This window comes from Azospirillum doebereinerae, assembly GCF_003989665.1.
Taxonomy (GTDB): domain Bacteria; phylum Pseudomonadota; class Alphaproteobacteria; order Azospirillales; family Azospirillaceae; genus Azospirillum; species Azospirillum doebereinerae.
Genome location: NZ_RZIJ01000004.1, coordinates 186,758 through 211,012 on the forward strand (window position 1 = coordinate 186,758; position 24,255 = coordinate 211,012).

Below are 24,255 nucleotides of genomic sequence, written 5' to 3' on the forward strand. Positions count from 1 at the left end.
GCGTTTGCCGTCACGTCCCAGTTCCGAGCCGCATGCTGCACACCCTCTACCGTGGCCTGACGACCGTCGCCGGGCCGGCGGTGCGCCTCTACCTCGACCGCCGCGGCGCCGCCGGCAAGGAGGACCCAGCCCGACGGGCGGAGCGGTTCGGCGAGGCGTCGCGCGCGCGGCCCGACGGGCGGCTGGTCTGGATCCACGCGGCCAGCGTGGGCGAGGCGAACTCGGTCCTGGTCCTGGTCGGCCGGCTGCTGGCCAACGCGCCCGGCCTGACCGTGCTGATGACCACCGGCACCGTCACCTCCGCCGAGTTGATGGCCCGCCGCCTGCCAGAGGGCGCGATCCACCAGTATGTCCCGGTCGACCTGCCGGCGGCGGTGGACCGCTTCCTCGACCATTGGCGGCCCGACGCGGTGCTGTGGACCGAATCGGAGATCTGGCCGAACCTTCTGGCCGGCATCCGCGCCCGCGCCATCCCGGCCGCCCTGGTCAACGCCCGCATGTCGGAGCGCTCCTTCGGCCGCTGGCGCAACGCGCCGGGGCTGATCGGCGGGCTGCTCTCCACCTTCCAGGTCACGCTGGCCCAGACGGAGGGCGACGCCGACCGCCTGCGCCGGCTGGGCGCCCCCGGAGTGGCCAGCGTCGGCAACCTGAAATTCTCCGCCGAGCCGCCGCCCGCCGCGGACGAGCCGATGGCGGCGCTGGGCGCGGCGCTCGCCGGCCGCCCGGTCTGGCTGCTCGCCAGTTCCCACCCCGGCGAGGATGAAATCGCCGCCGCCGTCCACGCGGCGCTGGCCACCGCCCTGCCCGGCCTGCTGACCGTCATCGTCCCGCGCCACGCCCACAGGGGCGAGGCCATCGCCGAGCTGATGCGCACGCGGGGCCTCGCCGTCGCCCGCCGGTCGGCCGGCGGCCTGCCGGGGCCTGGGGACGCGGTCTACGTCGCCGACACCATGGGCGAACTCGGGCTGTTCTACCGCGCCGCGCCGGTTGTGTGCATGGGGGGCTCCTTCATCCCGCATGGCGGGCAGAATCCGGTGGAGCCGGCGCAGCTCGGCTGCGCGGTGCTGTACGGCCCGCACATGTTCAATTTCGGCGAGATCACCCACATGCTGGAGGCGGCCGGCGGCGCCCTGCCCGTCGCCGACGCCCCGGCCCTGACGACGGCCGCCCGCCGGTTGCTGACCGACGACGGCGCCCGCGCCCGCGTGGTCGCCGGGGCCGCCCGCGTGACCGAGGACAACCGGCGCATCGTGGACCGGGCGCTCGGCGCGCTCGGCCCCGTGCTGGGTGCCGCCGGCATCCGCCCGGCGGCGTGACGCGGCGGTGACGGCGTGAAGACCCCCGCCTTCTGGTACCGCCCGCCGGGCTTGGCGTCGGCGGCGCTGGCGCCGCTGGGCGCGCTCTACGGCTTGGCCGGACGGCGGCGGATGGCGGCGGCGGAGCCGCACCGGGCCGGCACGCCGGTGGTCTGCGTCGGCAATCTGGTGGCGGGCGGGGCCGGCAAGACTCCGGTCGGGCTGGCCGTCGCGGCGGCCCTGCGGGCGCGCGGAGTCGCGGTCCACGCCCTGACGCGCGGCCATGGTGGGCGCGAGCGTGGTCCCGTGCTGGTCGATCCCGCGCGGCACGGCGCCGATGACGTCGGCGACGAGGCCCTGCTGCTGGCGGCGGACATCCCCTGCTGGGTCGCCCGCGACCGCGCCGCCGGGGCCGACGCCGCGGTCGCGGCCGGCGCCGAAATCCTTGTCATGGATGACGGCTTCCAGAATCCCGGTCTGTTCAAGGATGTGTCGCTGGTCGTCGTCGATGGCGCGGTCGGCTTCGGCAACGGGCGCGTGATCCCCGCCGGCCCCTTGCGCGAACGGATCGCCGACGGCCTTGCCCGCGCTGACGCGCTGGTGATCCTGGGCGACGACCGCGCCGGAGTCGCGGCCTTGGCGCAAGGGCGTCCCGTGCTGCGCGGCCGGTTGGAGCCGTCCACCGACTCCGCCGAACTGCGCGGCCGGCGCGTCCTCGCCTTCGCCGGGATCGGCCGACCGGAAAAATTCTTCGCGACGCTGGAGTCGCTCGGTGCCGACCTCGCCGCCCGCGTCCCCTTCGCCGACCACCACCCCTACCGCCCGGCCGAGGTCGCCGCCCTGTTGGAGCGCGCGGCGGCGCTGGACGCCCTGCCCGTCACCACCGCCAAGGACGCCGTGCGCCTGCCCGCAGCCTTACGAGCGCACATCCGCGTGCTGCCGGTGGCGGTGGCCTGGGAGGATCCCAGCGCGCTCGCCCGTCTGCTCGACCGTCTGCCACCCACTTGCCCACCCGAGGGAGGCTCGCATGGCGAAGCCGCGTAGCCCGCTGTCCAAGTGGCTGCTCCGCAAGCTCGGCTACCCGGCCGAGGCCGTCCTCGTCCATGGCGCCAACGCGCTGTTCCGCTCGCTGCCGCTCGACCGCGCCTCGGCGCTCGGCGGCTGGATCGGGCGGGCGGTCGGTCCCCGGCTGTCGGGCAGCCGCACCGCCCGGCGCAACCTGACCCGTGCCTTTCCGGAGAAGTCACCGGCGGAGGTCGAAACGATCCTGCTGGGCATGTGGGACAACCTCGGCCGCACCGTCGCCGAATACCCGCATCTCGACCGGATCGGTGCCGAGCGGGTGGAGGTCATCGGGGGCGAGCACGCCGACGCCCTGCGCGACGACGGCAAGGGCGGCATCATCGTGGGCGGGCATCTCGGCAATTGGGAGGTCCAGACGATCGCCGCCCGCAAGCGCGGGCTGGAGGTCGCGGTGATCTACCGCGCGCCCAACAACCCCTATGTCGACGATCTGCTGGTCGCGCTGCGGGGTGCCGCGACCGACACCCAGATTCCCAAAGGGCCGAAAGGCGCCCGCGCCCTGCTGCGCCTGCTGGCCGATGGCGGGCATGTCGGCATGCTGATCGACCAGAAGATGAACGACGGCATCCCGGTGCCCTTCTTCGGCCGCGACGCGATGACGGCGCCCGCCGCCGCGCAGTTGAGCCTGCGCTTCGGCATCCCGCTCTGCGTGGTGTTTACCGAACGTCTGAACGGTGCGAACTTCCGCGTCACCGTCCTTCCCCCACAAGCATGCCCGACCAGCGGCGACCGCAACGCCGACAGCCGGATTCTGATGGAACGGCTGAACCGGGTGCTGGAAGATTGGATTCGCGAGCGCCCGTCCCAGTGGATGTGGCTGCACCGGCGCTGGCCGGATTGATCCGGAACCCTTGAGAGTATCCCCGCGATGTATCTGCCGCTCGATCCCCACCTGGTTCAGCTCTACCTGATCGCCGTCTGCGTCCTGGTGCTGGCGCCGGGGCCGGATTCCCTGCTGGTCCTGACCCGCAGCGTCGCCGACGGGCGGCAGGCGGGCGTCGTCGCCACGCTGGGCATCTCGGTCGGCAACGTCATCCACGCGCTGCTTGCCGCCGCCGGCATCTCGGCCCTGATCGCCGCGTCGCCGGCCCTGTTCGACGTGCTGCGCTACGCGGGCGGCGGCTACCTCGCCTGGATCGGCGCGCGGTCGCTGTGGAGCGCCTGGGCCAGCCGGAACCAAGCGGCGGACGCTCCCAAGGCGGCCCCCGATTCGGCCCCGCTGCGCGCCGTCTTCACCCAGGCGCTGCTGACCAACCTGCTGAACCCGAAGGTCATCCTGTTCCAACTGGCCTTCGTGCCGCAGTTCATCGCCCCGGATCTCGGCCATGTGGGCGTGCAGATCTTCATCCTCGGCAACATCATCACGGCGCTGGGCGCGCTCTATTTGGCCGGAGTCGCGGCCCTCAGCGCCGGCGCGGCGCGGCGTGTTCTGTCCAGCCCGCGCGTCCGCGCCGCGCTGGACGGCGTCGCCGGGGTGCTGTTCCTCGGTTTCGCCGTGCGGTTGCTGCTGACCGAGCGTAAGTTCGCCTGACGCCGGAGCCGTCCCCGGCGCCCTGCCACGCCCCCGGCGCCCGCCTGTCGGCGGGTGTGGACGTGGGCTCGGCGGGGTGTCATAGTGCGGCCCGCATTCGACCGGCCCACCCGAACGGGGCGGGTCGGCCTCCCGCACTCGCGAGCGACGATGAGCCAGCCTCTCTCCCTGTTCACCAAGTTGGCGAACATCCACATCCGTTACGTGACGTGGCGCATCGGCGCCAAGGTCGGCAGCGACCGTTTCGGCAACGTCTATTACCGCAGCAAGACCACCAAGGCCGGCACGCGCGAGCGCCGCTGGGTGATCTACGCGGGCGAGCCCGACGCTTCGCTGATTCCGCCGGAATGGCACGGATGGCTGCACCACACCACCAAGGACCCGCTGCCCGAAGGCAACAGCGCCTTCCACAAGCCCTGGCAGCAGGAACACCTGCCCAACCTCTCCGGTTCCGCCCAGGCCTACCGGCCGCCGGGCCATGTGCTGGCGGGCGGGCAGCGCGTTGCCGCGACCGGCGATTACGAGCCCTGGACTCCGGCCTGAACGGCCGGATGTCGCATTAGGATCAGCCCATGCGCCGGAACGTGATCGAAACCGTGCTTGGCGGCGTCGTGCTCGCCGTGGCCGCCGTCTTCCTTGCCTTCGCCTACAAGAGCGCGGATCTGCGCAAGGTCGAGGGCTACGCGTTGACCGCCAATTTCTCCAGCATCACCGGGCTGCAGAGCGGCGCCGACGTGCGGATCAGCGGGGTCAAGGTCGGCTCGGTGTCGGCACTGACGCTCGACCCGAAGAGCTACCAGGCGGTCGTCCACCTGTCGCTCGACAACACGGTCAAGCTGCCCCGCGACACCGCCGCCGTGATCGCCTCGGAAAGCCTGCTGGGCGGCAAGTTCCTGTCGCTGGAACCCGGCGGCGACCCCGACACGATCAAGCCCAACGGCCGCATCGAGTACACCCAAAGCACGCCGGGCCTGGAACAGCTTCTCGGGCAGGTCATCTTCTCGCTGCAGAGCATGAGCAAGCCGGCCGACCAGGCGGCGGGCGGGCAGCCGGCCACGCCCAAGATGTGAGGTCCGGCCTCGCCTTACCGAGACATCAAGCAAAGGGAGCCCGTTCGGCTCCCTTTGTCGTTTCAGAACCGGATCGTTCCGGCAAATGGAGGATGCGACAGACATGAGCGCCACCGATCAACGCTGGGAAGCCGGCGGCTACAAGCACCACGCCGGGTTCGTGCCGGAACTGGGGATGCCGGTGGTGGAGTTGCTCGACCCGCGCCCCGGCGAGCGTATTCTCGATCTGGGCTGCGGCGAGGGCACACTGACGGAACGGTTGGCGGCGCTCGGCTGCGACGTGGTCGGCGTGGATTCCAGCCCCGAGTTCATCGAGACCGCCAAGGCGCGCGGACTGGACGCGCGGGTGGTCGACGCCCACGCCCTGCCCTTCGCGGCGGAGTTCGACGCGGTCTTCTCCAACGCGGCTCTGCACTGGATGACCGGCCCCGACGCCGTGGTCGCCGGGGTGGCCCGTGCGTTGCGGCCCGGCGGGCGCTTCGTCGGCGAGTTCGGCGGGGCCGGCAACGTCGGCCGCATCGTCGCGGCGCTGGAAGCGGCGCTCGTCCGCCGGGGGCTGGACGGGCGCGCGGCCAACCCCTGGTATTTCCCGACGCCGGAGGAGTACCGCGAAAAGCTGGAGGCCGCCGGGTTCCGTGTCCGCAGCATCGCCCTGATCCCGCGCCCGACGCCGCTGCCGACCGACATGGCGGGCTGGCTTGCCACCTTCGCGCAAAGCTTTCTCAACCGCGTTTCGGAAGCGGAACGACCGCCCCTGGTCGCCGAGGTGCTGGAGACCGTGGCGCCGGAGCTGCGCGACGCCGAGGGCCGCTGGACCGCCGACTACGTCCGGCTGCGCTTTTCCGCCGACAAGCCGGCGTAGGCCGGGCGGAACCAACGGCCACGCTTGCGCGTTTCCTCCGGCAATCGTTGTCAAGAATGCAGGAGGATAGGATGCGCGTCTCTGTTCTGGCCGTTTTGGGCCTGGGGCTGCTGACCACCGCGTGCGGCAACACCATGGAAGAGAAATCCTCGACGGGCGCGCTCGGCGGGGCCGCCGCCGGCGCGGTGGTCGGCGGCCCGGTCGGTGCCGTGGTCGGCGGCGTCGCCGGCGCCGGCGCCGGCGCGGCGACCCAGAAGGTCGAGGAGCGCAACGACGGTTCGGGCACCTCGGGCAAGGCCGCCCACCGCGACGTGAAGCGCAAGCCGGTGACCAGCACCTCCAGCACCACGACCGGCACCTCGGGCAACAGCTGGGACGCCCCGCGCGGCAACGGCTCCGCGCAGTAGACGGCGGCACCGCTTCCGCGATAGAAGGCGTGGCGTGTCAAAACGCCGCCCGAAACCACGGAAGCGATCCGACGTGACGAAGTTCACAACGCCGTTTTTTCCGCTGAAGAGCGCGGCCCTCGCGGCCGCGCTTTTGTTCGTGCCCCTCGCCACGACGCCCCTCGTGCCGGCCATTGCCGCCCCGGCGCCCGAGCAGATGATCGTGCGCGGCGCCGCCAAGCTGCAATGGCTGGACAAGGTGACCGCCCGCACCTCCACCTTCACCATCGCGGTGGGGGAGACGAAGACGATGGGCAGCCTGCGCATCAGCTTGCGCGCCTGCAGGGAGAACCCGCCGATCGAGCCGCCGGAATCCGCCGCCTTCCTGGAGGTGGTCGAGATGAAGCCGGGCGAGCAGGCCGAACCGGTGTTCAGCGGCTGGATGTTCGCCTCCAGCCCCGCCCTGTCGGCGATGGAGCACGCCATCTACGACGTCTGGGTCCTGTCCTGCACCGGACAGTGAACGGACGCCTTTGACCGAATGGAAAAGCCGCCGTCGGGGTGACGGCGGCTTCGCGATCAGGGCGCTTCGCAACGATGGAACCGCAACCGGTCCCTAATCGGCGACCGCCGCCACCGGGTTGATCGGGTTGCCCAGAGCCTTCTCCAGGTAATCGTCGACCTGGATCGCCAGATCGTCGGTGCGGTTCAGGAAGAAATGGTTGGCGCCCGGCACGACCCGGTGGTCGATGCGGATGTCCTTTTGGTGCGACAGCTTGGTCACCAGCTTGGTCACCGCCGCCTGCGGCACCAGCTCGTCCTTGTCGCCGTGGACGATCAGGCCCGAGGACGGGCATGGCGCCAGGAACGAGAAGTCGAACAGATTGGCCGGCGGCGACACCGACACGAAGCCGTCGATCTCCGGCCGCCGCATCAGCAGTTGCATGCCGATCCAGGCGCCGAACGACACGCCGCCGATCCAGCAGAGCGGGGCGTTGGGGTTGTAGGTCTGCAACCAATCCAGCGCCGCCGCCGCGTCGGCCAGTTCGCCCTCGCCCTTGTCGTAGGTGCCCTGACTGCGCCCGACCCCGCGGAAATTGAAGCGCAGGGTCGAGTAGCCGCGCTTCGTAAAGGACTGGAACAGGGTGAAGACCACCTTGTTGTTCATCGTCCCATTGTGCTGCGGGTGGGGATGCAGGATCAGCGCGACCGGGGCGTTCGGCTGCTTGCCATGGGTGTAACGGCCTTCCAGGCGACCGGCGGGACCGTTGATGAGCACTTCAGGCATGGGAGCGACGATCCTGACGCGAACAAAGGGTTGTCGAAACCGCCGCGGCGCCGAAGACCGGCCGCCCCGGCACGCTGACGGATTTTCCCGTCATGGAGTGGGGGTTTTCGCACACAATTCTTGACCATTTTGCTTGGTCATCATATATGCGTCGCAGTGTCCTCCGAGGCAACCCGCTTGTCCGCACCCGTGAACCCGCCCGCGAGGGCCGGCCGATGGGGTGTTCCGATCGGGACGTCCCGATTGGGAACTCGTGAAAGATCGCTCTTCCAGCGAGAGCGGCGGACTATACCACGGCGGGTGATGGCGTGTTCAAGCATCTTCGCGAAGAGATCGACGGGATCATGGCGCGCGACCCCGCCGCGCGGTCCCGGCTGGAGGTGGCCTTGTGCTACCCCGGTCTCCACGCGATCCTGCTGCACCGGGTGGCGCGGCGCTGCCGCGACGCCGGCTGGCCTCTGGCCGCACGGCTCGTCTCGCAGGTCGCCCGCTCGCTGACCGGCATCGAGATCCACCCCGGCGCCACCATCGGCCGCCGCTTCTTCATCGACCACGGCATGGGCGTCGTCATCGGCGAGACGGCGGAGATCGGTGACGACGTGATGCTGTACCACGGCGTCACGCTGGGCGGCACCTCGCTCAATCCCGGCAAGCGCCACCCGACGCTGGGCGACGGCGTCATCGTCGGGGCCGGCGCCAAGATCCTCGGCGCCATCACCATCGGCGAGGGCGCCCGCATCGGCGCCAACGCGGTGGTGGTGGCCGACGTGGCCCCCGGCGTCGCGGTGGTCGGCATCCCGGCCAAGCCGGTGAGCGCGCGGATTCCGCCGACGCCCCAGCCCTTCCTGCCCTATGGCACGCCCTGCGGCGACACCCCCGACCCCGTGGCCCGCGCCCTGTCCGGCCTGCTCGACCACATGACGGCGTTGCAGGCCCGCGTCGCGGCGCTGGAAACCACCGACACCCCCCATTCCGAAACGATCATCCCCCGCAACGGCGGGATTCGGGAAGCGCAAGGAGACACGCGATGAGACTGAGCACCAAGGGACGTTACGCCGTGATGGCCATGGTCGATCTGGCCGCGACCAGCCAGGGCAGCCCCGTCGCGCTCGCCGACATCGCCGAACGGCAGGAAATCTCCCTGTCCTACCTGGAACAGCTCTTCGCCAAGCTGCGCAAGGGCGGTCTGGTCAAGAGCGTGCGCGGCCCCGGCGGCGGCTATCTGCTGGCCCACCCGGCGGACGCGACCCGCGTGTCCGACATCATCCTGGCGGTGGACGAGCCGATCCGCACCACCCGCTGCGCCAACGGCACGCCGCAGGGCTGCCGCACCAACCGCTCGCGCTGCCTGACCCACGACCTGTGGGAGGAGCTGGGCAACCAGATCCACATGTATCTCAGTTCGGTCACCGTCGCCGACGTGGTGGAGCGCCGGATCATCGGCACCAGCGGCCTGCTGCTGGGCGGCCGTCCGCTGCCCGCCGCCGACACGGCCGTCGCCGCCGAGTGAGTGTCGTGAGCCGGGCGCCCAGCGGGGCGGCGGTGTCCCGCGACGGCCGCGTCTACCTGGACCACAACGCCACCACCCCGCTGAAGCCGGCGGTGAAGGCGGCGATGGTCCAGGCGATGGATCTCGTCGGCAACCCGTCCTCGGTCCACGCCTTCGGGCGCACCGCCCGGCGCGCGGTCGACGAGGCGCGCGCCGCCGTGGCGGCTTTGGCCGGCGTCAAGCCGGCGCAGGTGCTGTTCACCGGCAGCGGGACGGAGGCCAACAACCTCGCGCTGCGCGGCTTCTCCGGACGGACCGTGCTGGTCTCGGCCATCGAGCATGATTCGGCCCTGGCGGCGGCTCCCCTGACGGAGAGCCAGGACACGCAGCGTCTGCCCGTCCAGCCCGACGGCACCGCCGATCTGGCGGCGCTGGAGCGGATCCTGGCGGACACGGCCGGTCCCGCCCTGCTGTCGCTGATGCTCGCCAACAACGAGACCGGGGTGATCCAGCCGGTGGCTGACGCCGCCGCCCTCGCCCACGCGCGGGGCGCGCTGCTGCATTGCGACGCGGTGCAGGCGGCCGGGCGGCTGGCCTTCTCCTTCGGCGCGCTGGGCGCCGACCTGATGACGCTGTCCGCCCACAAGCTGGGCGGGCCGGCGGGAGTCGGCGCGCTGGTGCTGGCCGAGGGGCTGGAGCCCGACGCCCTGATCCGGGGCGGCGGGCAGGAGCGGCGCAAGCGCGCCGGCACCGAGAACCTGCTGGGGATCGTCGGCTTCGGCGCGGCGGCCCGGCTGGCGCTGGAGGAGATCGCCGCCGCCGCCGACCTCGCGGCCCTGCGCGACCGTCTGGAACGCGAGGCCCTGGCCGCCGTGCCGCAGGCCCGCGTGATGGGGGCCTCGGCCGCGAGGGTCGCCAACACCAGCTGCCTCGTGCTGCCCGGCGTTCCCGGCGAGACCCAGGTGATGGGGCTCGATCTGGCCGGGGTCGCGGTCAGCGCCGGATCGGCCTGCTCCAGCGGCAAGGTCAAACCGTCGCATGTGCTGGCCGCGATGGGCGAGGACGCCACCGCCGCATCCTCGGCGATCCGCGTCAGCCTGGGCTGGACCAGCGACGACGAGGCGGTCGACCGCTTCCTGGCGGCCTGGATCACCGTGGCCCGGCGGAGCGGCCGGGCGTGACCCGCCCCGCACCTCTTCGCCATGCCCATGGCCGCCCGGCCGCGCCGTGCTGAATTCGCACATTGCGCCGGCTCGCGGTTCTGGGTATGACGCGGCTGGAGCACCGACGAGCGGCCTGTCGTGTGGCCGATCGTCTTGGCGTTTCGATGGACAGCACGCATGACCCGTTCCGAATCCGGTCCCCCCGGCCCCCGCGCGGGCGGCAGCCCCGGCAGCATCGCCGGCGATCTGGAACCGTGCTGGTCGTGCGGCGCCCCGGTGGCCCAGCGCGCGCTGTTCTGCCACGCCTGCGGCGCGATCCAGCCGCCGCGCGCGCTCGATCCCTTCGCGCGGCTGGGGATGGAGCGCCGCTTCGACCTCGACCCCGCCCAACTGGCCCGCCAGCACGCCGGCTTCGGCCGCGCCCTGGATCCGCAGCGCTTCGCCGCCAAGGGCCTGCGCGAGCAGGCCAACGCCAAGGCGCAGGCCGACGCGCTGCATGAGGCCTTCGAGACGCTGCGCGACCCGGTCCGCCGCGCCCACGCCCTGCTCGCCCTGCTGGGCGGCGCGTCTTCGGCCTCCGGCGAGGCCGATCCCGACGACGACGTGGCCACGCTGACCGACGCCCTATCGGCGGCGGCGGCCGACGGCACCGCGCTGGACCGGCTCGGCCTGGACATCGCCGGCCGGATCGAGTCCTGCATCAAGTATCTGGGACCGGCCTTCGCCAAGGCCCTGGCCGATCCCGAGAAGCCCGCCCCCGCGAAGACCGGGGCCGCCGCGCGCATCCTGGCCCGGCTGGAAGGGTTGGAGGCGCTGGCCGCCGAGGCCGCCGCCCGCCGCGCCATCCTGTCGGCGCCCCGCACCTGAACCCGCGCCCCCACCCAACGACACGAGGATTCCCATGCCAAAGATGACGTTCATCGAGACCGACGGCAACCGCCGCGAGGTCGAAGCCCCGCTCGGCCTGTCCGTGCTGGAGATCGCCCACAAGCACAGCCTGGACCTGGAGGGCGCCTGCGAGGGCTCGCTCGCCTGCTCCACCTGCCATGTGGTGATCGAGCCGGAATGGTACGACGTGCTGCCCGACGCGGCGGAGGACGAGGAAGACATGCTGGATCTCGCCTTCGGCCTGACCAAGACCTCGCGGCTGGGCTGCCAGATCATCATGACCGAGGAACTCGACGGTCTGGTCGTCCGCCTGCCGGGCGGCAGCAACAACGCGCAGAAGTAAGGCCGGGACGCGGGTGGCCCGAACCGCCGGGGCGCCGCACCGTTTTCCGGTGCCGTGCAGGCCCTGGCGGCGACGCCCCTACCCCCGCCCGGCGCGCTCTCCATATAAGGCGCCATGAACTCCCTCGGTCTCTCCAAACGCCCCCAGGACACCCGCGTCGTCGTGGCCATGTCCGGCGGGGTGGATTCCTCCGTCACCGCGGCCGTGCTGCGGGAGGAGGGGTACGACGTCGTCGGCATCACGCTTCAGCTCTACGACCATGGGCTGGCGGTGCAGAAACCCGGCGCCTGCTGCGCGGGCCAGGACATCTACGACGCCCGTCAGGTGGCCGAGCGCATCGGCATCCCGCACTACGTGCTGGATTACGAGGGCCGTTTCTCCCAGGATGTGATGGACGATTTCGCCGACAGCTACCTGCGCGGCGAGACCCCGATCCCCTGCGTGCGCTGCAACCAGCGCGTCAAGTTCCGCGACCTGCTGAACACCGCCCGCGACCTCGGCGCCGAGGCGCTGGCGACCGGCCATTACGTGCGCCGCGTCGAGGGTACCCACGGCGCGGAGCTGCACCGCGCCATCGACCCGGCCAAGGACCAGAGCTATTTCCTGTTCGCCACCACGCGCGAGCAGTTGGACTTCCTGCGCTTCCCGCTTGGCGGCCTGACCAAGCCGGAGACCCGCGCGCTGGCCGAGCGCCACGGGCTGGAGGTGGCGGCCAAGCCCGACAGCCAGGACATCTGCTTCGTCCCCAACGGCGACTACGCCGAGGTGGTGGCCAAGCTACGCCCCGGCTCGGTCGAGCCCGGCGACATCGTCCACGTCGACGGCCGTGTGCTGGGCCGGCACCGGGGCGTCGTCCATTACACGGTCGGGCAGCGCAAGGGGCTGGGCATCGGGGGCTTGCGCGGCGAGGAGGAGCAGGCGCTCTACGTGGTGCGGCTGGAGCCGGCGCGCCGCCGGGTCGTCGTCGGCCCGCGCCGCGATCTGGCGCGGTCGGTGGTGACGCTGCGCGAGATCAACTGGCTCGGCCCCGCCCTTCCCGAGAGCGAGGGGCTGGAGGTGTCGGTCAAGCTGCGCTCCGCCCAACCACCCGCCGCCGCGACCTGGAGCGTCGGCCCGGACGGCACCGCGCGGGTGGACCTGCACGAGCCGCAGCACGGAATCGCCCCCGGCCAAGCCTGCGTCGTGTACCAGGGTGAACGCGTTCTGGGGGGCGGCTGGATCGCCGCGACGGCCTCTTAGAAAAAGCCGAAAAAACTTCATTTCGGACGCTTGACAGGAAACGGCACCCTGTCCTATAGAAGCGGCCCGGCCGGAAACGACCGGGCACGATGGCAGCGTAGCTCAGTGGTAGAGCAGGGGAATCATAATCCCTTGGTCGGGGGTTCAAATCCCTCCGCTGCTACCATCAGGAAAGCCGGTCGGTCTCTGGATCGACCGGCTTTTTCTTTGCCGAGCTTTCGCTCAAGGCACCGCGTAGCCCAGCACGCGCAGGCGCACCGGGTTGGTCTCGGCGTTGCGGTCGAAATACAGGCCGCCGCGCTGGGTCGAGCCAGCGGGCAGATAGTCAAAATCGGCCTCCGCCGTTTCCAGCACGGAATCGCCGGACATCAGTTCGCCAACCACCCGGACGCGGGCGGCGGTCCCTTCCCCGGTGTTCTCCACCCGGATGCGGGCGTGCCAACGGTTTCCGTCGTGGCGCACGCCCTCGACGGCCAAGGCGATCACCGGGTCGCCGCCGCTGCGGAACAGCCCGTCGTAGCCGAGCACCCCGACCGACCCCAGGAAGAGCACCAGCCCGACCGCCGACGCGATCCGCGCCAGCCAGGAGACGGACGCCGATTCGTTTCCGGACTCCCGGTCGGAGGGAGCGTCGGAGGCGGTGTCGGAAGCGACGCGGTCCCGCCGGCCGATGTCGGTCATGGCAAACCTCCCTTCATATGATCAGCCGGGCCGTGGCGGCGCCCAGCGCCGCGGGGAATCCCAGCACCACGATGGCGGTCACCAACTCCGGCAGCGACAGGCCGCCCACCCGCTCGAACGTCCACAACAGATAGAAGCTCATCAGCAGGGCCACGCCGTAGCCGGCCACCGTGAAGCGCAGGAAGACGCGGCCGAAGCCGTCCCGACCCCGGCTCTCCTGCCCGGCGAAGCCGACCGTGTAGACAAAGAGGTGGAGCAGGACCACCGACAGGACCGCCAGGGCCAACGCGTGCCACGGCGTCATCTTGTAGGCGATCAGGATCATCTCCTCGGTCGGCGCGACGTTGAAGCCGACGAACAGCGCGCCCGCCGCCATCAGGAACAGCTCACCGGGGTAGGAGCACCGTCGCTTGCGCTCCTCGTCCTCCTCCTTCTGCTGGCCCAACTGCGTGCGGGCCACCATGGCGCCGACGCTGGCCGGCACGGCCTGCAGCGCGATCTTGCCGACGATCTGGGACAGGGGCAGGTCGGTTGTCAGGATCCCGAACACCAGCAGCAGCGCGGCCGACACCAGGAAGCCGACGCCGAACGCGGTCAGCGCGTCGATCAGGTCGTCCTGCCAGCAGAAGGTCTCCTCGAAGCCCGAGAAATAGGACAGGCCGAACAGGAGCGGCAGTGTCAGCAGCAGGAACAGCGCCAGCCGCAGCCGGTCCATGTAGAAGCCGAGCTCCCACATCTCCATGGTCATCAGCATCGGAAAGGCGAAGATCACCGCCCCGGCCGCCGCGCGGGTCAGGTTGCGGGCGAAATGCCCCTGATCGTGGAGGACGGCGTGCTGGCGGGTCGTTTCCATGGGCAGGGTAATGCCTGGAAGGACCCTGTGTTCCTTGAGCGGTGCCGGGAAAAACGGCTGGGACGGCGGCGCGAAAGCGCCAAAAGCCCGACGGCGCTTCGTTCGAAGCGTCCGGCCGGGCAAAGCGTCAACCAGGAGCCGTCAGCATGCTGAGACAGCAATCCAGTGAACCGTTTGCATCGAGGTCGATCGACGCCGTCACCGGGATGTTTTGGCGGAGGAGGAGAGATTCGAACTCTCGATACCCTCACAGGTATGCCGCATTTCGAGTGCGGTGCAATCGACCACTCTGCCACCCCTCCGCGCCCCCGTTTCCGGGGTGGCGAGAACCTAACCAAACGGTTTCGGGCACGCAAGCCCTTTTTTGCGGAAAAATGCGAACAATCCTGTTGCCTAGCCTGTTGACTCGCGGCGTTACCTGCGTATAGATCCCCGCTCCCATGAACGGGCTTGCGCATCGAACGGTGGGCGAGCGGCCCGCCGTTTGTTTTGACATAGGCAGTGACGACGATGTTTGCAGTGATCCGCACCGGCGGCAAGCAGTACAAGGTCGCCAATGGCGACGTGATCCTTGTTGAAAAGATTGAAGCCGAAGCTGGCGCTTCCATCACGCTCGATGACGTGCTGATGGTCGGCGACGCCGGCAACACGACGATCGGCACCCCGACGGTGGCCGGCGCCGCGGTGGTGGCCGAGGTGGTCGCCCAGGATCGCGGCCCGAAGATCATCGTCTTCAAGAAGAAGCGCCGCCAGAACTACCGCCGTAAGAACGGCCACCGCCAGGACCTGACCGTCCTGCGCATCACCGGGATCAACGGCGCGGCCTGATCGGCCGGCGTCGCTTCAGGACAGGAGTTAACACCTCATGGCACATAAAAAGGCAGGCGGTTCGTCCCGCAACGGCCGCGATTCCGCTGGTCGCCGTCTCGGCGTGAAGCGTTTCGGCGGCGAGAACGTCATCTCCGGCAACATCATCGTCCGCCAGCGCGGCACGAAGTTCCACCCGGGCGAGAACGTCGGCCTCGGCCGCGACCACACCATCTTCGCGATGGCCGACGGTCAGGTCTTCTTCAAGCACAGCTCGAACGGCCGGACCTACGTCAACGTGGTCGAAGCCGCCAACGATTCGGCCCCGGCGGTCGCCGCGGAGTAACCGGGTCGTCGCGCTGCCGGTTTACCAGGCGCGCACGGTTGTGGGATAAAGTCGGGGACCGGGCGACCGGCCCCCGATTTTTGTTTTTGGTTTCCTGTTTTTTCGCTGACGGGCAAGGTCCCACCATGAAGTTCCTCGATCAGGCCAAGGTGTTCTTGAAGAGCGGCGACGGCGGCCCCGGCGCCGTGGCGTTCCGCCGCGAAAAGTACATCGAGTTCGGCGGCCCGGATGGCGGCGACGGCGGTCGCGGCGGCGACGTGGTGATCGAGGCGGCGGACGGCCTGAACACGCTGATCGACTACCGCTACAAGCAGCATTTCAAGGCGCAGCGCGGCCATCACGGCATGGGCGCCAACCGCAACGGCGCGCGCGGCGAGGACGTCGTCCTGCGCGTGCCGGTGGGCACCCAGATCCTCGACGAGGACCAGCAGACCGTGCTGTGCGACCTGACCGAGGCCGGCCAGCGCCGCGTCTTCCTGCGCGGCGGCGACGGCGGGCACGGCAACGCCCACTTCAAGACTCCGACCAACCGCGCGCCGCGCAAGTTCCACCCCGGCTGGCCGGGGCAGGAGCAGTGGGTGTGGCTGCGCCTCAAGTTGATCGCCGACGCCGGGTTGCTGGGCCTGCCCAACGCCGGGAAATCGACCTTCCTGGCCGCAACCACGGCGGCCAAGCCGAAGATCGCCGACTACCCCTTCACCACGCTGGCCCCCAACCTGGGCGTCGTCCGCGCCGGCGAGGAGGAGTTCGTCATCGCCGACATCCCCGGCCTGATCGAGGGCGCGCACGAGGGGCATGGGCTGGGCGACCGGTTCCTCGGCCATGTCGAGCGCTCGCGCATCCTGCTGCATCTGGTCGACGGCACGGCGGACGACGTCGTCGCCTCCTACCGGACGATCCGCAACGAGCTGGAAGCCTATGGCGGCAACCTCGCCGACAAGCTGGAGGTGATCGGGCTGAACAAGGCCGACGCCCTGCTCGACGAGGAGATCGAGGAGAAGAAGGCGGCGCTGGAGGAAGCCTCGGGCGCCGAGGTGATGGTGCTGTCCGGCGCCACCGGCCAGGGCGTGCACAAGGTGCTGTACCGCCTGCTGACCGTCATCAAGGAATCGAAGGAAGAGGAGCCGGAGGTCATCCACGCTCCGGCCACCCGCTCCATCCCGCGCCCGCCGGTCGGCCAGAAGCTGCCGGACGACGAAGGCGGCATGCGGTGGGACGAGGAACTCGGCGAGTGGGTCGGCGGCGAGGACGAAGACCTGGAAGCGGATGAATCCGAGGACGACGCTCTCGACGAGGAGTTGTCGGACGAGGAGGCGCTGGAGGACGGCGACGACCTCGACGAGTCCGAAGAGGACGAGTCGGAGGAGGAGGCCGGTTCCGAAGGCAAGGACAGCGACAAGGACGGAACCGGCCGCCATGGTGCTTGAGTCCCTTCAGTCCCCCACCCTGCTCGATTCGCGCCGGCTGGTCGTCAAGATCGGCTCGGCCCTGCTGGTGGACGGCGAGACGCGGCAAATCCGCCGCGACTGGCTCGACGCGCTGGCCGACGACGTCGCCGCCTGCCGCAAGCGCGGGCAGGAGGTGGTGATCGTCACCTCCGGCGCCGTGGCCTGCGGGCGCGAGCATCTCGGCCTCGTCGGCCGCGCCTTGAAGCTTGAGGAGAAACAGGCGGCGGCAGCCACCGGCCAGATCCGCCTCGCCCACGCCTATCAGGAAACGCTGGCCCGCCACGACGTGACCGTTGCGCAAGTGCTGGTGACGCTGGAGGACACCGAGGAGCGGCGGCGGCACCTGAACGCCCGCAGCACCATCGACACCCTGCTGAAGCTGGGCGCCGTCCCGGTCATCAACGAGAACGACACCGTCGCCACCGCCGAGATCCGCTTCGGCGACAACGACCGTCTGGCCGCCCGCGTCGCCCAGATGATCAGCGCCGACACGCTGATCCTGCTGTCGGACATCGACGGGCTCTACACCGCCGACCCGCGCAAGGACCCGGACGCCACCCACATCCCGACGGTGCGCGAGCTGACCCCCGCCATCGTCGACATGGCCGGCGAGCCGCCGCCGGGCTACAGCAGCGGCGGCATGGTGACGAAGATCGCGGCGGCGCGGGTGGCGCTCGCCGCCGGCTGCCGCATGGTCATCGCCAAGGGCAAGCGCATGAACCCGCTGGCCGCGCTGGAGAAGCGCCCGGAGGACGGTGGCGCGCTCTGCACTTGGTTCCTGCCCTCGGCCGAGCCGTCGAGCGCCCGCAAGGCGTGGATCGCCGGGCACATGAACACCGCCGGGGTGCTGACCGTGGACGAGGGCGCCCTGCGCGCGCTCAACCACGGCGCCAGCCTGCTGCCGGCCGGGGTGACCGCCGTTTACGGCGAGTTCGACCGGGGCGACGTGGTGGTGGTGCGGGCGCTGGACGGGCGCGAGGTGGCGCGCGGCCTGACCGCCTACGCCGCCGAGGACGCCCGGCGCATCGCCGGCCGCAAGAGCCACGAGATCGAGGACGTGCTGGGCTACCGCGGCCGTGACGAGATCGTGCACCGCGACGATCTGGTGGTCCGGTGAGCGTTTCGGAACGCCCGCCGATCCGGGCGGTGCTGTGGGACATCGACGGCACGCTGATGGACAGCGAGCCGTGGCACCATCGCGCCATGATCGACGTCTGCCGGGGCTACGGCCATGAGCTGACCGAGGAGGAGTGCGCCGCCTCGGTCGGCGTCGCCTTCCGCGACTATTACCTCCAACTCCACGCGCGGCGCCCCCTGCCGGTCGCGATGGAGGATTGGGCGAACGAGATCAACGCGCTCTACGTCACCCGTGTCGCCGAGGTGCGCCCGCGCGACGGCGCCTTCGCGCTGGTGGAAGCCTTCGCGGCGCGCGGGCTGGCGCAGGCCTGCGTGTCGAACAGCGGGCGCGCGGTGGTCCAGGCCAACCTCGCGGCGATGGGGCTGGGGCATTTCCGCTTCGGGCTCAGCCGCGAGGACGTGGTCCACGGCAAGCCGCACCCGGAGCCCTACCTCAAGGCCGCCGGGATGCTGGGCCTGCCGCCGGAGGCCTGCGCGGTGATCGAGGACAGCCCGACCGGCGCCCGCAGCGCCATGGCGGCGGGCATGCTGACCATCGCATGGCCGCAGAGCCCGGCGGTCGTCTTCGACGCCGTGGACCATCTGGTGGAGGACCCGGCGTCGCTCGACTGGGACGCACTGTGCCGCCTCAGCCTTTCGTGACGAAGAAGTAGACCGTCATCGCCGCGCCGACGAGGATGACGAACTTGCGCAGCACCGGCGGCGGGATGCGGCGGGCCACCGCCGCCCCGGCGTAGCCGCCGGCCATCGCCGCGACCAGCATGATCAACGCTTCGTTCCAATAGACGGCCCCGCCCAGCACGAAGGCCACCACCGCCACCGCGTTCAGGCAGCCCGACACCAGGGTCTTCAGCCCGTTCATCGCGTGCAGGTCGGTCAGGCCGAAGACGCCCAGCGTCGCCAGGATCAGAATGCCGATCCCGCCGCCGAAATAGCCGCCGTAGACGGCGATGAAGAACTGCGTCACCAGCACCGCCGTGTGGCCGACCGTGCAGTTGCGCCGGATCCAGGCCGACGCCGTCGGGCCGAAGGCGAACAGCACGGTCGCGAACAGCAGCAGCCAGGGCACCACCGCCTCGAAGGTCCGCTGCGGCGTCCACAGCAGCAGCAAGGCCCCGATCAGCCCGCCGACCAAGCTGACGCCCAGGAAGGACGGCAAATGGACCTCGCGGATCTTCCCCAGCTCGCGCCGGTAGCCGTAGGCGCTGGCCAGCGCGCCCGGCGCCACCGCGACGGTGCTGGTGGCGTTGGCGTTCAGCGGCGGCACCCCGGCCAGGACCAGCGCCGGAAAGGTCAGGAAGCTGCCGCCGCCGGCCACGGCGTTGAGCACGCCGGCGAAGAAAGCGGAGACGATCAGCAGCAGCGTCAGCATCGGAGAACCCTGTCCGGCGGGGAAGCGGCGGCGACTATGCCCCAGCCCGCGCCCTCCGGCCCATTGTGTTTTCGTCGCAGCGGCCCCCCGCCCGCATGAGAGGAATTCGCCCGTGCCGCTTTCCCATCCGCGAACAATTCGTTAAGGTTCGCGTCCCTTTGACGGGCCATACCCTTTCACCAAGAGAGCGCCATGTCCGCCCTGCTCGACACCACCGACGCCTTGCACGATCAGATGCTGTCCCTCGGCCGCGCCGCTCGCGCCGCCTCGGCCGCGCTGGCGACCGTGCCAGGACCGGACAAGGATCGGGCACTACGGGCGGCCGCTGCGGCCATCCGTGCCCGTGCCGGCGCGATCAAGGCCGCCAACGAGGCCGACCTCGCCAACGCCCGCGACCTGTCCGGCCCCTTGCGCGAACGCCTGACGCTGGACGACAAGCGGATCGAGGCGATGGCCAAGGGCCTGGAGGACATCGCCGACTTCCCCGATCCCATCGGCGGCGTGCTGGCTGACTGGACGCGGCCCAACGGCCTGAACATCCAGCGCGTCCGCGTGCCGCTGGGCGTCGTCGGCATCATCTACGAGAGCCGGCCCAACGTGACCGCCGACGCGGGCGGCATCTGCCTGAAATCGGGCAACGCCGCCATCCTGCGCGGCGGCTCGGAAAGCGTGCGTTCCTCGCGCGCCATCGCGGAATGCCTGACCCAGGGCTTGCGCGAGGCCGGGCTGCCGGAGGCGGCGATTCAGCTCGTCCCCACCACCGACCGCGCGGCGGTCGGGCACATGCTGAAAATGCGCGACTTCATTGACGTGATCATCCCGCGCGGCGGCAAGTCGCTGATCCAGCGCATCGCCGACGAGAGCCGGGTGCCGGTCATCAAGCATCTCGACGGCAACTGCCACGTCTACGTCGACGCCGCGGCTGATCTGGAGAAGGCGCGCAAGGTCGTGCTGAACGCCAAGATGCGCCGCACCTCGATCTGCGGCGCCGCCGAGACGCTGCTGGTCGACCGCGCCATCGCCGACACGGCGCTGCCGCTGCTGGTGAAGGACCTGCTGGACGCCGGCTGCGCGGTGCGCGGCGACGAGGCCTCCCAGGCGGCCGACCCGCGCGTGACGCCGGTGGACGCAGCCGACTGGGACACCGAGTACCTCGACGCCATCATCGCCTGCGGCGTGGTGGACGGGGTGGACGGCGCCATCGACCACATCAACCGCCACAGCTCGCACCACACCGAGTCGATCCTGACGGAAGACGCGGCGACGGCCGAGCGGTTCCTCGGCCGGATCGACAGCGGCATCGTGCTGTGGAACGCCTCGACCCAGTTCGCCGACGGCGGCGAGTTCGGCATGGGCGCGGAGATCGGCATCTCCACCGACAAGTTCCACGCGCGTGGGCCGGTGGGCGCGGAGCAGTTGACCAGCTACAAGTATGTCGTGCGCGGCGATGGCCAGACGCGGCCGTAGTGAAAACGCCCTCTCCCGCCCCGGGAGAGGGAGGGGACCCGCCGCGAAGCGGTGGGAAGGGTGAGGGGCTATCGGAACATGGATTTGGTACCACAACCGATAGCCCCTCACCCTTTCCATGCTCCGCATGGGCCCCTTCCCTCTCTCGGGACGGGAGAGGGAAAAGCCGCAGTGGCAAAAGGGCCGGGCCTCTACTCCGGCCCCCATTGCGCCGGGTTGACCGTCGGCCTGCTCGGCGGATCGTTCAACCCGGCCCACGCCGGGCACCGGCACATCAGCCTCTTCGCCCTGAAGGCGCTGGGCCTCGACCGGGTGTGGTGGCTGGTCAGCCCGCAGAACCCGCTGAAGCCCGCCGCCGGCATGGCCGCCCTGCCCGAGCGTCTCGCCGAGGCGCGCCGGGTCGCCGCCCACCCGCGCATCGAAGCCACATCCATCGAGACCGCGCTCGGCACCCGCTACACCGCCGACACGCTGGCGGAGCTGACCCGCCGCTTCCCGAAAACACGCTTCGTGTGGTTGATGGGCGCGGACAATTTGCGGCAGATCCCCCTTTGGCGCCACTGGACGCGAATCTTCGAGTCGGTGCCGGTTGCGGTTTTCGCCCGTCCGACCTATTCTTTGAGTGCGTTGAGCGGCCAGGCCGCCCAGCGTTACATCCGTCGGCGGGTGTCCAAGCATGGGGTCAAGGGGCTGGCGCGCCGCAAGCGGCCGGCCTGGGTGTTCTTCCGAAACCCCCTGCACACGGCCTCGGCGACGGCGATCCGGCAGGCACGCGCCGCCGGACCGTGACACCGTTGCAAGAGGTTGGAACCATCACCACGCACACCGAAACGGCCGCGTCCGCTCCGCGGCCAGCCGCCGTTCCCCAGGTCCTGGAGCCCCAGGATCTGAAGGCGCTCATCGAACAGTCCCTCGGCGACGACCAAGCCGACGGCGTCACCGTCATCGACCTCGCCGGCAAGACCACCTTCGCGGATTACATGATCGTCGCCTCGGGCCGCAACACGCGGCACATCGGCGCCATGGCCGCCAAGCTGGCCGAAAAGCTCAAGCAGGCCGGTCTGCGCCGGGTCGAGATGGAAGGTCTCGAACAGGCCGACTGGGTGCTGGTCGATGCCGGGGACGTCATCGTCCACCTGTTCAAGCCCGAGGTCCGGACCTTCTACAACATCGAGAAGATGTGGGGTCTGGAACTGCCGACGCCGTCCGACACGGCCCGGCTGAGCGCCTGACGAACGACCGGGCGGAGGGCCGCGTTCCATGCGTCTGTGGCTCGCCGCCGTCGGGCGGTCGCGGGGTGGACCGACGCGCGACCTGTTCGACGAGTATGTCGGACGGTTGAGCTGGCCGTTCACCCTGAAGGAGGTCGAGGTGAAGAAACGCCTCTCCTCCGACGAATTGAAGCGGCAGGAGGCGGAACTCCTGCTCGCCGCCATCCCCGCCGGGGCCGTCGTCGTGGCGCTGGATGAGCGCGGCAAGGCGCTGCCCAGCGAGGCCTTCGCCGCGAAGATCGGCGACTGGCGCGACCGGGGGGCCGGCGACATCGCCTTCCTGATCGGCGGGGCCGACGGGCATGGCGACGCGGTGCGGGCGCGCGCCGATTTCCTGATGGCCTTCGGCCCGATGACCTGGCCGCACATGCTGGTGCGCGGCATGCTCGCCGAACAGATCTATCGGGCGCAGCAAATCCTGGCCGGACACCCATATCACAGATCCTGACGACCGAACGGCGCCGCCACGACGCGCCGAACCCCAACGCTCAAACCGTCCGCAAGAGGCACAACGCGATGACCGAAACGAACCGCCCCTCGACTCCCCCCAAGCCCGTCGTCCTCTGCATCCTGGACGGCTGGGGCTACCGCGAGGACCGGGACGACAACGCCATCGCGCAAGGCAACACGCCGCACTGGGACCGCCTGTGGGCCGGCGAGCCGACCGCCTTCCTCGACGCCAGCGAGGAGGAGGTCGGGCTGCCCAAGGGCCAGATGGGCAATTCCGAGGTCGGTCACATGAACATCGGCGCCGGCCGGGTCGTCCGCCAGGACCTCGTCATGATCGACCACGCCATCCTCGAAGGCGACCTGGAGCGCAACCAAGCGCTCTACGATCTGGTCAAGACGCTGCAGAAGACCGGCGGGCGCTGCCACCTGATGGGGCTGCTGTCGCCGGGCGGCGTCCACTCGCACCAGGAGCACATGGCGGCGCTGGCCGCGATCCTGTCGCGCGAGGGCGTGCCGGTCGCCATCCACGCCTTCACCGACGGCCGCGACGTGCCGCCCCAGAGCGCCAAGGATCAGGTCGCCGAATTCATGGCCGACGTGTTCGAACTGCCCGGCGTCGAGGTGGCGACGGTGATCGGCCGCTACTACGCGATGGACCGCGACAAGCGCTGGGACCGCGTCGCCAAGGCCTACGCCGCGATGACCTTCGCGCAAGGGGAGCGCGCCGCCGACCCGATGGAAGCCATCGAGCAGAGCTACGCCGCCGGCCAGCACGACGAGTTCATCCTGCCGACGATCGTCGGCGACTATGACGGGATCAAGGACGGCGACGCCATCCTGATGGCGAACTTCCGCGCCGACCGGGCGCGCGAGATCCTCGCCGCCTACGTCGAGCCGGCCTTCGACGGCTTCGACCGTGGCGCGCTGCCCAGCCTGTCGGCGGCGGTCGGGATGGTCGAGTACTCCTCGGGCCTCGCCAAGCTGATGACCACCCTCTTCCCGCCCAAGACCCTGACCAAGGTGCTGGGCGAGGTGGTGTCCGACGCCGGCCTGAAGCAACTCCGCATCGCCGAGACCGAGAAGTACCCGCACGTCACCTTCTTCTTCAACGGCGGCGAGGAGCGGGTCTACCCCGGCGAGGACCGCATCCTGGTCCAGTCGCCCAAGGTCGCGACCTACGACCTCCAGCCCGAGATGTCGGCGGCCGAAGTCACCGACAAGCTGGTGGCGGCGGTCGATTCGGGCAAGTACGACCTGATCGTGGTGAACTATGCCAACCCCGACATGGTCGGCCATTCCGGCATCCTCGCCGCCGCGATCAAGGCGGTCGAGGCGGTGGACGCGAGCGTCGGCCGGCTGGAGGCGGCGGTGCGCCGCGCCGGTGGCGCCATGCTGATCACCGCCGACCACGGCAATTGCGAGCTGATGAAGGACCCGGAGAACGGCGGACCGCACACCGCCCACACGCTGGACAAGGTGCCGCTGGTGCTGGTGAACGGCCCGGCGGGCGCCCGCATCGGCAGCGGCCGTCTGGCCGACCTCGCGCCGACGCTGCTGGACCTGCTGGGCCTGCCTCAGCCGGCCGAGATGACCGGCCGCAACCTGCTGACCCGCGACGCCGCCCGCGCGGCGGCGGAGTAAGGACGGCATGGCGGGTCCCCAGGACCTGTGCCCTCTCCCGTCCCGGGAGAGGGAGGGGACCCATGCGGAGCATGGGGAGGGTGAGGGGCTATCGGGCGTGGTACGCAATCCATGTTCCCATAGCCCCTCACCCTTCCCGCTTCGC

At 70.4% G+C, this 24,255-nt stretch carries 29 protein-coding genes and 2 tRNA genes; 26 read left to right on the top strand and 5 right to left on the bottom strand.

Annotated features, from left to right (window positions below; genetic code table 11):
• The first annotated feature begins 32 nt into the window (after positions 1-32).
• The 9 genes from EJ913_RS07410 (at position 33) to EJ913_RS07450 (ending at position 6,750) form a co-directional block, all read left to right on the top strand.
• The gene (locus EJ913_RS07410) at positions 33-1,316 is read left to right on the top strand and encodes a 3-deoxy-D-manno-octulosonic acid transferase (protein ID WP_126996320.1); all 1,284 of its coding nucleotides are present in this window, start codon (positions 33-35) and stop codon (positions 1,314-1,316) included.
• Positions 1,317-1,331: 15 nt separating this feature from the next.
• The gene (gene lpxK / locus EJ913_RS07415) at positions 1,332-2,339 is read left to right on the top strand and encodes a tetraacyldisaccharide 4'-kinase (protein ID WP_126996322.1); all 1,008 of its coding nucleotides are present in this window, start codon (positions 1,332-1,334) and stop codon (positions 2,337-2,339) included.
• Positions 2,323-3,219, top strand: a complete 897-nt coding sequence (locus tag EJ913_RS07420) for an LpxL/LpxP family acyltransferase (protein ID WP_126996324.1) — start codon at positions 2,323-2,325, stop codon at positions 3,217-3,219. The genes lpxK and EJ913_RS07420 overlap by 17 nt, the downstream gene beginning before the upstream one ends.
• 27 nt (positions 3,220-3,246) lie before the next feature.
• Positions 3,247-3,909, top strand: a complete 663-nt coding sequence (locus EJ913_RS07425) for a LysE family translocator (protein WP_126996326.1) — start codon at positions 3,247-3,249, stop codon at positions 3,907-3,909.
• 150 nt (positions 3,910-4,059) lie between these two features.
• Positions 4,060-4,452: an NADH:ubiquinone oxidoreductase subunit NDUFA12 gene (locus EJ913_RS07430; RefSeq protein ID WP_126996328.1), complete on the top strand. Its 393-nt coding sequence runs from the start codon at positions 4,060-4,062 to the stop codon at positions 4,450-4,452.
• Between the two features lie 29 nt (positions 4,453-4,481).
• The gene (gene mlaD, locus EJ913_RS07435; RefSeq protein WP_126996330.1) at positions 4,482-4,979 is read left to right on the top strand and encodes an outer membrane lipid asymmetry maintenance protein MlaD; all 498 of its coding nucleotides are present in this window, start codon (positions 4,482-4,484) and stop codon (positions 4,977-4,979) included.
• Between the two features lie 103 nt (positions 4,980-5,082).
• Positions 5,083-5,841, top strand: a complete 759-nt coding sequence (locus EJ913_RS07440; protein ID WP_211098903.1) for a class I SAM-dependent methyltransferase — start codon at positions 5,083-5,085, stop codon at positions 5,839-5,841.
• A gap of 71 nt (positions 5,842-5,912) precedes the next feature.
• A complete protein-coding gene (locus EJ913_RS31555; protein WP_185909705.1) occupies positions 5,913-6,248 on the top strand; it encodes a hypothetical protein in 336 nt (111 codons plus the stop codon).
• Positions 6,249-6,321: 73 nt separating this feature from the next.
• A complete protein-coding gene (locus EJ913_RS07450; RefSeq protein ID WP_238519687.1) occupies positions 6,322-6,750 on the top strand; it encodes a DUF2155 domain-containing protein in 429 nt (142 codons plus the stop codon).
• A gap of 93 nt (positions 6,751-6,843) precedes the next feature.
• On the opposite strand, the gene EJ913_RS07455 is transcribed toward EJ913_RS07450, so the two are convergent.
• Positions 6,844-7,515: an alpha/beta hydrolase gene (locus EJ913_RS07455; protein ID WP_126996334.1), complete on the bottom strand. Its 672-nt coding sequence runs from the start codon at positions 7,513-7,515 to the stop codon at positions 6,844-6,846.
• A 308-nt stretch (positions 7,516-7,823) separates the two neighbouring features.
• Between EJ913_RS07455 and cysE the strand changes: the two genes are divergently transcribed.
• From cysE to EJ913_RS07490, 7 genes are all read left to right on the top strand, one after another.
• Entirely contained in the window at positions 7,824-8,546 is a 723-nt protein-coding gene (gene cysE, locus EJ913_RS07460) for a serine O-acetyltransferase (protein ID WP_126996336.1), read from the top strand.
• Entirely contained in the window at positions 8,543-9,025 is a 483-nt protein-coding gene (locus tag EJ913_RS07465) for an Rrf2 family transcriptional regulator (RefSeq protein WP_126996338.1), read from the top strand. The genes cysE and EJ913_RS07465 overlap by 4 nt, the downstream gene beginning before the upstream one ends.
• Positions 9,026-9,030: 5 nt before the next feature.
• The gene (locus EJ913_RS07470; RefSeq protein ID WP_238519686.1) at positions 9,031-10,185 is read left to right on the top strand and encodes a cysteine desulfurase family protein; all 1,155 of its coding nucleotides are present in this window, start codon (positions 9,031-9,033) and stop codon (positions 10,183-10,185) included.
• 159 nt (positions 10,186-10,344) lie between these two features.
• Complete coding sequence (locus EJ913_RS07475; protein WP_126996340.1) at positions 10,345-11,034, top strand: molecular chaperone DnaJ; 690 nt, start codon at positions 10,345-10,347, stop codon at positions 11,032-11,034.
• 34 nt (positions 11,035-11,068) lie between these two features.
• The gene (locus EJ913_RS07480) at positions 11,069-11,398 is read left to right on the top strand and encodes a ferredoxin family 2Fe-2S iron-sulfur cluster binding protein (RefSeq protein WP_126996342.1); all 330 of its coding nucleotides are present in this window, start codon (positions 11,069-11,071) and stop codon (positions 11,396-11,398) included.
• 114 nt (positions 11,399-11,512) lie between these two features.
• Positions 11,513-12,637 (top strand): tRNA 2-thiouridine(34) synthase MnmA, encoded by a 1,125-nt coding sequence (gene mnmA / locus EJ913_RS07485; RefSeq protein ID WP_126996344.1) that lies wholly within the window; start codon positions 11,513-11,515, stop codon positions 12,635-12,637.
• 91 nt (positions 12,638-12,728) lie between these two features.
• Positions 12,729-12,803: transfer RNA gene (locus EJ913_RS07490), tRNA-Met, on the top strand.
• A gap of 56 nt (positions 12,804-12,859) precedes the next feature.
• Here EJ913_RS07490 and EJ913_RS07495 read toward each other — a convergent pair.
• The 3 genes from EJ913_RS07495 to EJ913_RS07505 all read right to left on the bottom strand — a co-directional run bounded on the left by EJ913_RS07495 (position 12,860) and on the right by EJ913_RS07505 (position 14,473).
• Positions 12,860-13,318, bottom strand: a complete 459-nt coding sequence (locus tag EJ913_RS07495) for a hypothetical protein (RefSeq protein WP_185909706.1) — start codon at positions 13,316-13,318, stop codon at positions 12,860-12,862.
• Between the two features lie 13 nt (positions 13,319-13,331).
• A complete protein-coding gene (locus EJ913_RS07500; RefSeq protein WP_126996351.1) occupies positions 13,332-14,171 on the bottom strand; it encodes a TIGR02587 family membrane protein in 840 nt (279 codons plus the stop codon).
• A gap of 212 nt (positions 14,172-14,383) precedes the next feature.
• A tRNA-Ser gene (locus EJ913_RS07505) sits at positions 14,384-14,473 on the bottom strand.
• Positions 14,474-14,681: 208 nt separating this feature from the next.
• Here EJ913_RS07505 and rplU point away from each other — a divergent pair.
• The 5 genes from rplU (at position 14,682) to EJ913_RS07530 (ending at position 18,551) form a co-directional block, all read left to right on the top strand.
• A complete protein-coding gene (gene rplU / locus EJ913_RS07510; RefSeq protein WP_126996353.1) occupies positions 14,682-14,999 on the top strand; it encodes a 50S ribosomal protein L21 in 318 nt (105 codons plus the stop codon).
• 37 nt (positions 15,000-15,036) lie between these two features.
• Positions 15,037-15,324 (top strand): 50S ribosomal protein L27, encoded by a 288-nt coding sequence (gene rpmA / locus EJ913_RS07515; RefSeq protein WP_126996355.1) that lies wholly within the window; start codon positions 15,037-15,039, stop codon positions 15,322-15,324.
• Positions 15,325-15,449: 125 nt separating this feature from the next.
• Positions 15,450-16,751, top strand: coding sequence for a GTPase ObgE (gene obgE / locus EJ913_RS07520; RefSeq protein WP_126996357.1), 1,302 nt, complete (start codon positions 15,450-15,452; stop codon positions 16,749-16,751).
• On the top strand, positions 16,741-17,889 hold the full coding sequence (gene proB, locus EJ913_RS07525) for a glutamate 5-kinase (protein ID WP_126996359.1): 1,149 nt from the start codon (positions 16,741-16,743) through the stop codon (positions 17,887-17,889). Before obgE ends, proB begins: the two co-directional genes overlap by 11 nt.
• Positions 17,886-18,551 (top strand): HAD family hydrolase, encoded by a 666-nt coding sequence (locus EJ913_RS07530; protein ID WP_244939278.1) that lies wholly within the window; start codon positions 17,886-17,888, stop codon positions 18,549-18,551. The genes proB and EJ913_RS07530 overlap by 4 nt, the downstream gene beginning before the upstream one ends.
• On the opposite strand, the gene EJ913_RS07535 is transcribed toward EJ913_RS07530, so the two are convergent.
• Positions 18,538-19,281, bottom strand: a complete 744-nt coding sequence (locus EJ913_RS07535) for a sulfite exporter TauE/SafE family protein (RefSeq protein ID WP_126996361.1) — start codon at positions 19,279-19,281, stop codon at positions 18,538-18,540. The two genes, EJ913_RS07530 and EJ913_RS07535, sit on opposite strands and share 14 nt — an antisense overlap.
• 192 nt (positions 19,282-19,473) lie before the next feature.
• Here EJ913_RS07535 and EJ913_RS07540 point away from each other — a divergent pair, with 192 nt between their 5' ends.
• From EJ913_RS07540 to gpmI, 5 genes are all read left to right on the top strand, one after another.
• Positions 19,474-20,748 carry a glutamate-5-semialdehyde dehydrogenase gene (locus tag EJ913_RS07540; RefSeq protein WP_126996363.1) on the top strand — a complete coding sequence of 425 codons (1,275 nt, stop codon included), beginning with the start codon at positions 19,474-19,476 and terminating at the stop codon, positions 20,746-20,748.
• A gap of 171 nt (positions 20,749-20,919) precedes the next feature.
• Complete coding sequence (locus EJ913_RS07545; protein WP_244939279.1) at positions 20,920-21,537, top strand: nicotinate-nucleotide adenylyltransferase; 618 nt, start codon at positions 20,920-20,922, stop codon at positions 21,535-21,537.
• A complete protein-coding gene (rsfS, locus tag EJ913_RS07550) occupies positions 21,534-21,980 on the top strand; it encodes a ribosome silencing factor (RefSeq protein WP_126996367.1) in 447 nt (148 codons plus the stop codon). The genes EJ913_RS07545 and rsfS overlap by 4 nt, the downstream gene beginning before the upstream one ends.
• A gap of 28 nt (positions 21,981-22,008) precedes the next feature.
• The gene (rlmH, locus tag EJ913_RS07555; protein WP_126996369.1) at positions 22,009-22,467 is read left to right on the top strand and encodes a 23S rRNA (pseudouridine(1915)-N(3))-methyltransferase RlmH; all 459 of its coding nucleotides are present in this window, start codon (positions 22,009-22,011) and stop codon (positions 22,465-22,467) included.
• 68 nt (positions 22,468-22,535) lie between these two features.
• The gene (gpmI, locus tag EJ913_RS07560; protein WP_126996371.1) at positions 22,536-24,110 is read left to right on the top strand and encodes a 2,3-bisphosphoglycerate-independent phosphoglycerate mutase; all 1,575 of its coding nucleotides are present in this window, start codon (positions 22,536-22,538) and stop codon (positions 24,108-24,110) included.
• Positions 24,111-24,255: the final 145 nt, after the last annotated feature.

Bases quoted from the DNA above. Each gene is read 5' to 3' on its own strand.
- EJ913_RS07410 (WP_126996320.1), top strand. From the start codon at position 33: ATGCTGCACACCCTCTACCGTGGCCTGACGACCGTCGCCGGGCCGGCG.
- EJ913_RS07420 (WP_126996324.1), top strand. From the start codon at position 2,323: ATGGCGAAGCCGCGTAGCCCGCTGTCCAAGTGGCTGCTCCGCAAGCTC.
- EJ913_RS07425 (WP_126996326.1), top strand. From the start codon at position 3,247: ATGTATCTGCCGCTCGATCCCCACCTGGTTCAGCTCTACCTGATCGCC.
- EJ913_RS07430 (WP_126996328.1), top strand. From the start codon at position 4,060: ATGAGCCAGCCTCTCTCCCTGTTCACCAAGTTGGCGAACATCCACATC.
- mlaD (WP_126996330.1), top strand. From the start codon at position 4,482: ATGCGCCGGAACGTGATCGAAACCGTGCTTGGCGGCGTCGTGCTCGCC.
- EJ913_RS07440 (WP_211098903.1), top strand. From the start codon at position 5,083: ATGAGCGCCACCGATCAACGCTGGGAAGCCGGCGGCTACAAGCACCAC.
- EJ913_RS31555 (WP_185909705.1), top strand. From the start codon at position 5,913: ATGCGCGTCTCTGTTCTGGCCGTTTTGGGCCTGGGGCTGCTGACCACC.
- EJ913_RS07455 (WP_126996334.1), bottom strand. From the start codon at position 7,515: ATGCCTGAAGTGCTCATCAACGGTCCCGCCGGTCGCCTGGAAGGCCGT.
- EJ913_RS07465 (WP_126996338.1), top strand. From the start codon at position 8,543: ATGAGACTGAGCACCAAGGGACGTTACGCCGTGATGGCCATGGTCGAT.
- EJ913_RS07475 (WP_126996340.1), top strand. From the start codon at position 10,345: ATGACCCGTTCCGAATCCGGTCCCCCCGGCCCCCGCGCGGGCGGCAGC.
- EJ913_RS07480 (WP_126996342.1), top strand. From the start codon at position 11,069: ATGCCAAAGATGACGTTCATCGAGACCGACGGCAACCGCCGCGAGGTC.
- mnmA (WP_126996344.1), top strand. From the start codon at position 11,513: ATGAACTCCCTCGGTCTCTCCAAACGCCCCCAGGACACCCGCGTCGTC.
- EJ913_RS07495 (WP_185909706.1), bottom strand. From the start codon at position 13,318: ATGACCGACATCGGCCGGCGGGACCGCGTCGCTTCCGACACCGCCTCC.
- EJ913_RS07500 (WP_126996351.1), bottom strand. From the start codon at position 14,171: ATGGAAACGACCCGCCAGCACGCCGTCCTCCACGATCAGGGGCATTTC.
- rplU (WP_126996353.1), top strand. From the start codon at position 14,682: ATGTTTGCAGTGATCCGCACCGGCGGCAAGCAGTACAAGGTCGCCAAT.
- rpmA (WP_126996355.1), top strand. From the start codon at position 15,037: ATGGCACATAAAAAGGCAGGCGGTTCGTCCCGCAACGGCCGCGATTCC.
- obgE (WP_126996357.1), top strand. From the start codon at position 15,450: ATGAAGTTCCTCGATCAGGCCAAGGTGTTCTTGAAGAGCGGCGACGGC.
- proB (WP_126996359.1), top strand. From the start codon at position 16,741: ATGGTGCTTGAGTCCCTTCAGTCCCCCACCCTGCTCGATTCGCGCCGG.
- EJ913_RS07535 (WP_126996361.1), bottom strand. From the start codon at position 19,281: ATGCTGACGCTGCTGCTGATCGTCTCCGCTTTCTTCGCCGGCGTGCTC.
- EJ913_RS07540 (WP_126996363.1), top strand. From the start codon at position 19,474: ATGTCCGCCCTGCTCGACACCACCGACGCCTTGCACGATCAGATGCTG.
- rlmH (WP_126996369.1), top strand. From the start codon at position 22,009: ATGCGTCTGTGGCTCGCCGCCGTCGGGCGGTCGCGGGGTGGACCGACG.
- gpmI (WP_126996371.1), top strand. From the start codon at position 22,536: ATGACCGAAACGAACCGCCCCTCGACTCCCCCCAAGCCCGTCGTCCTC.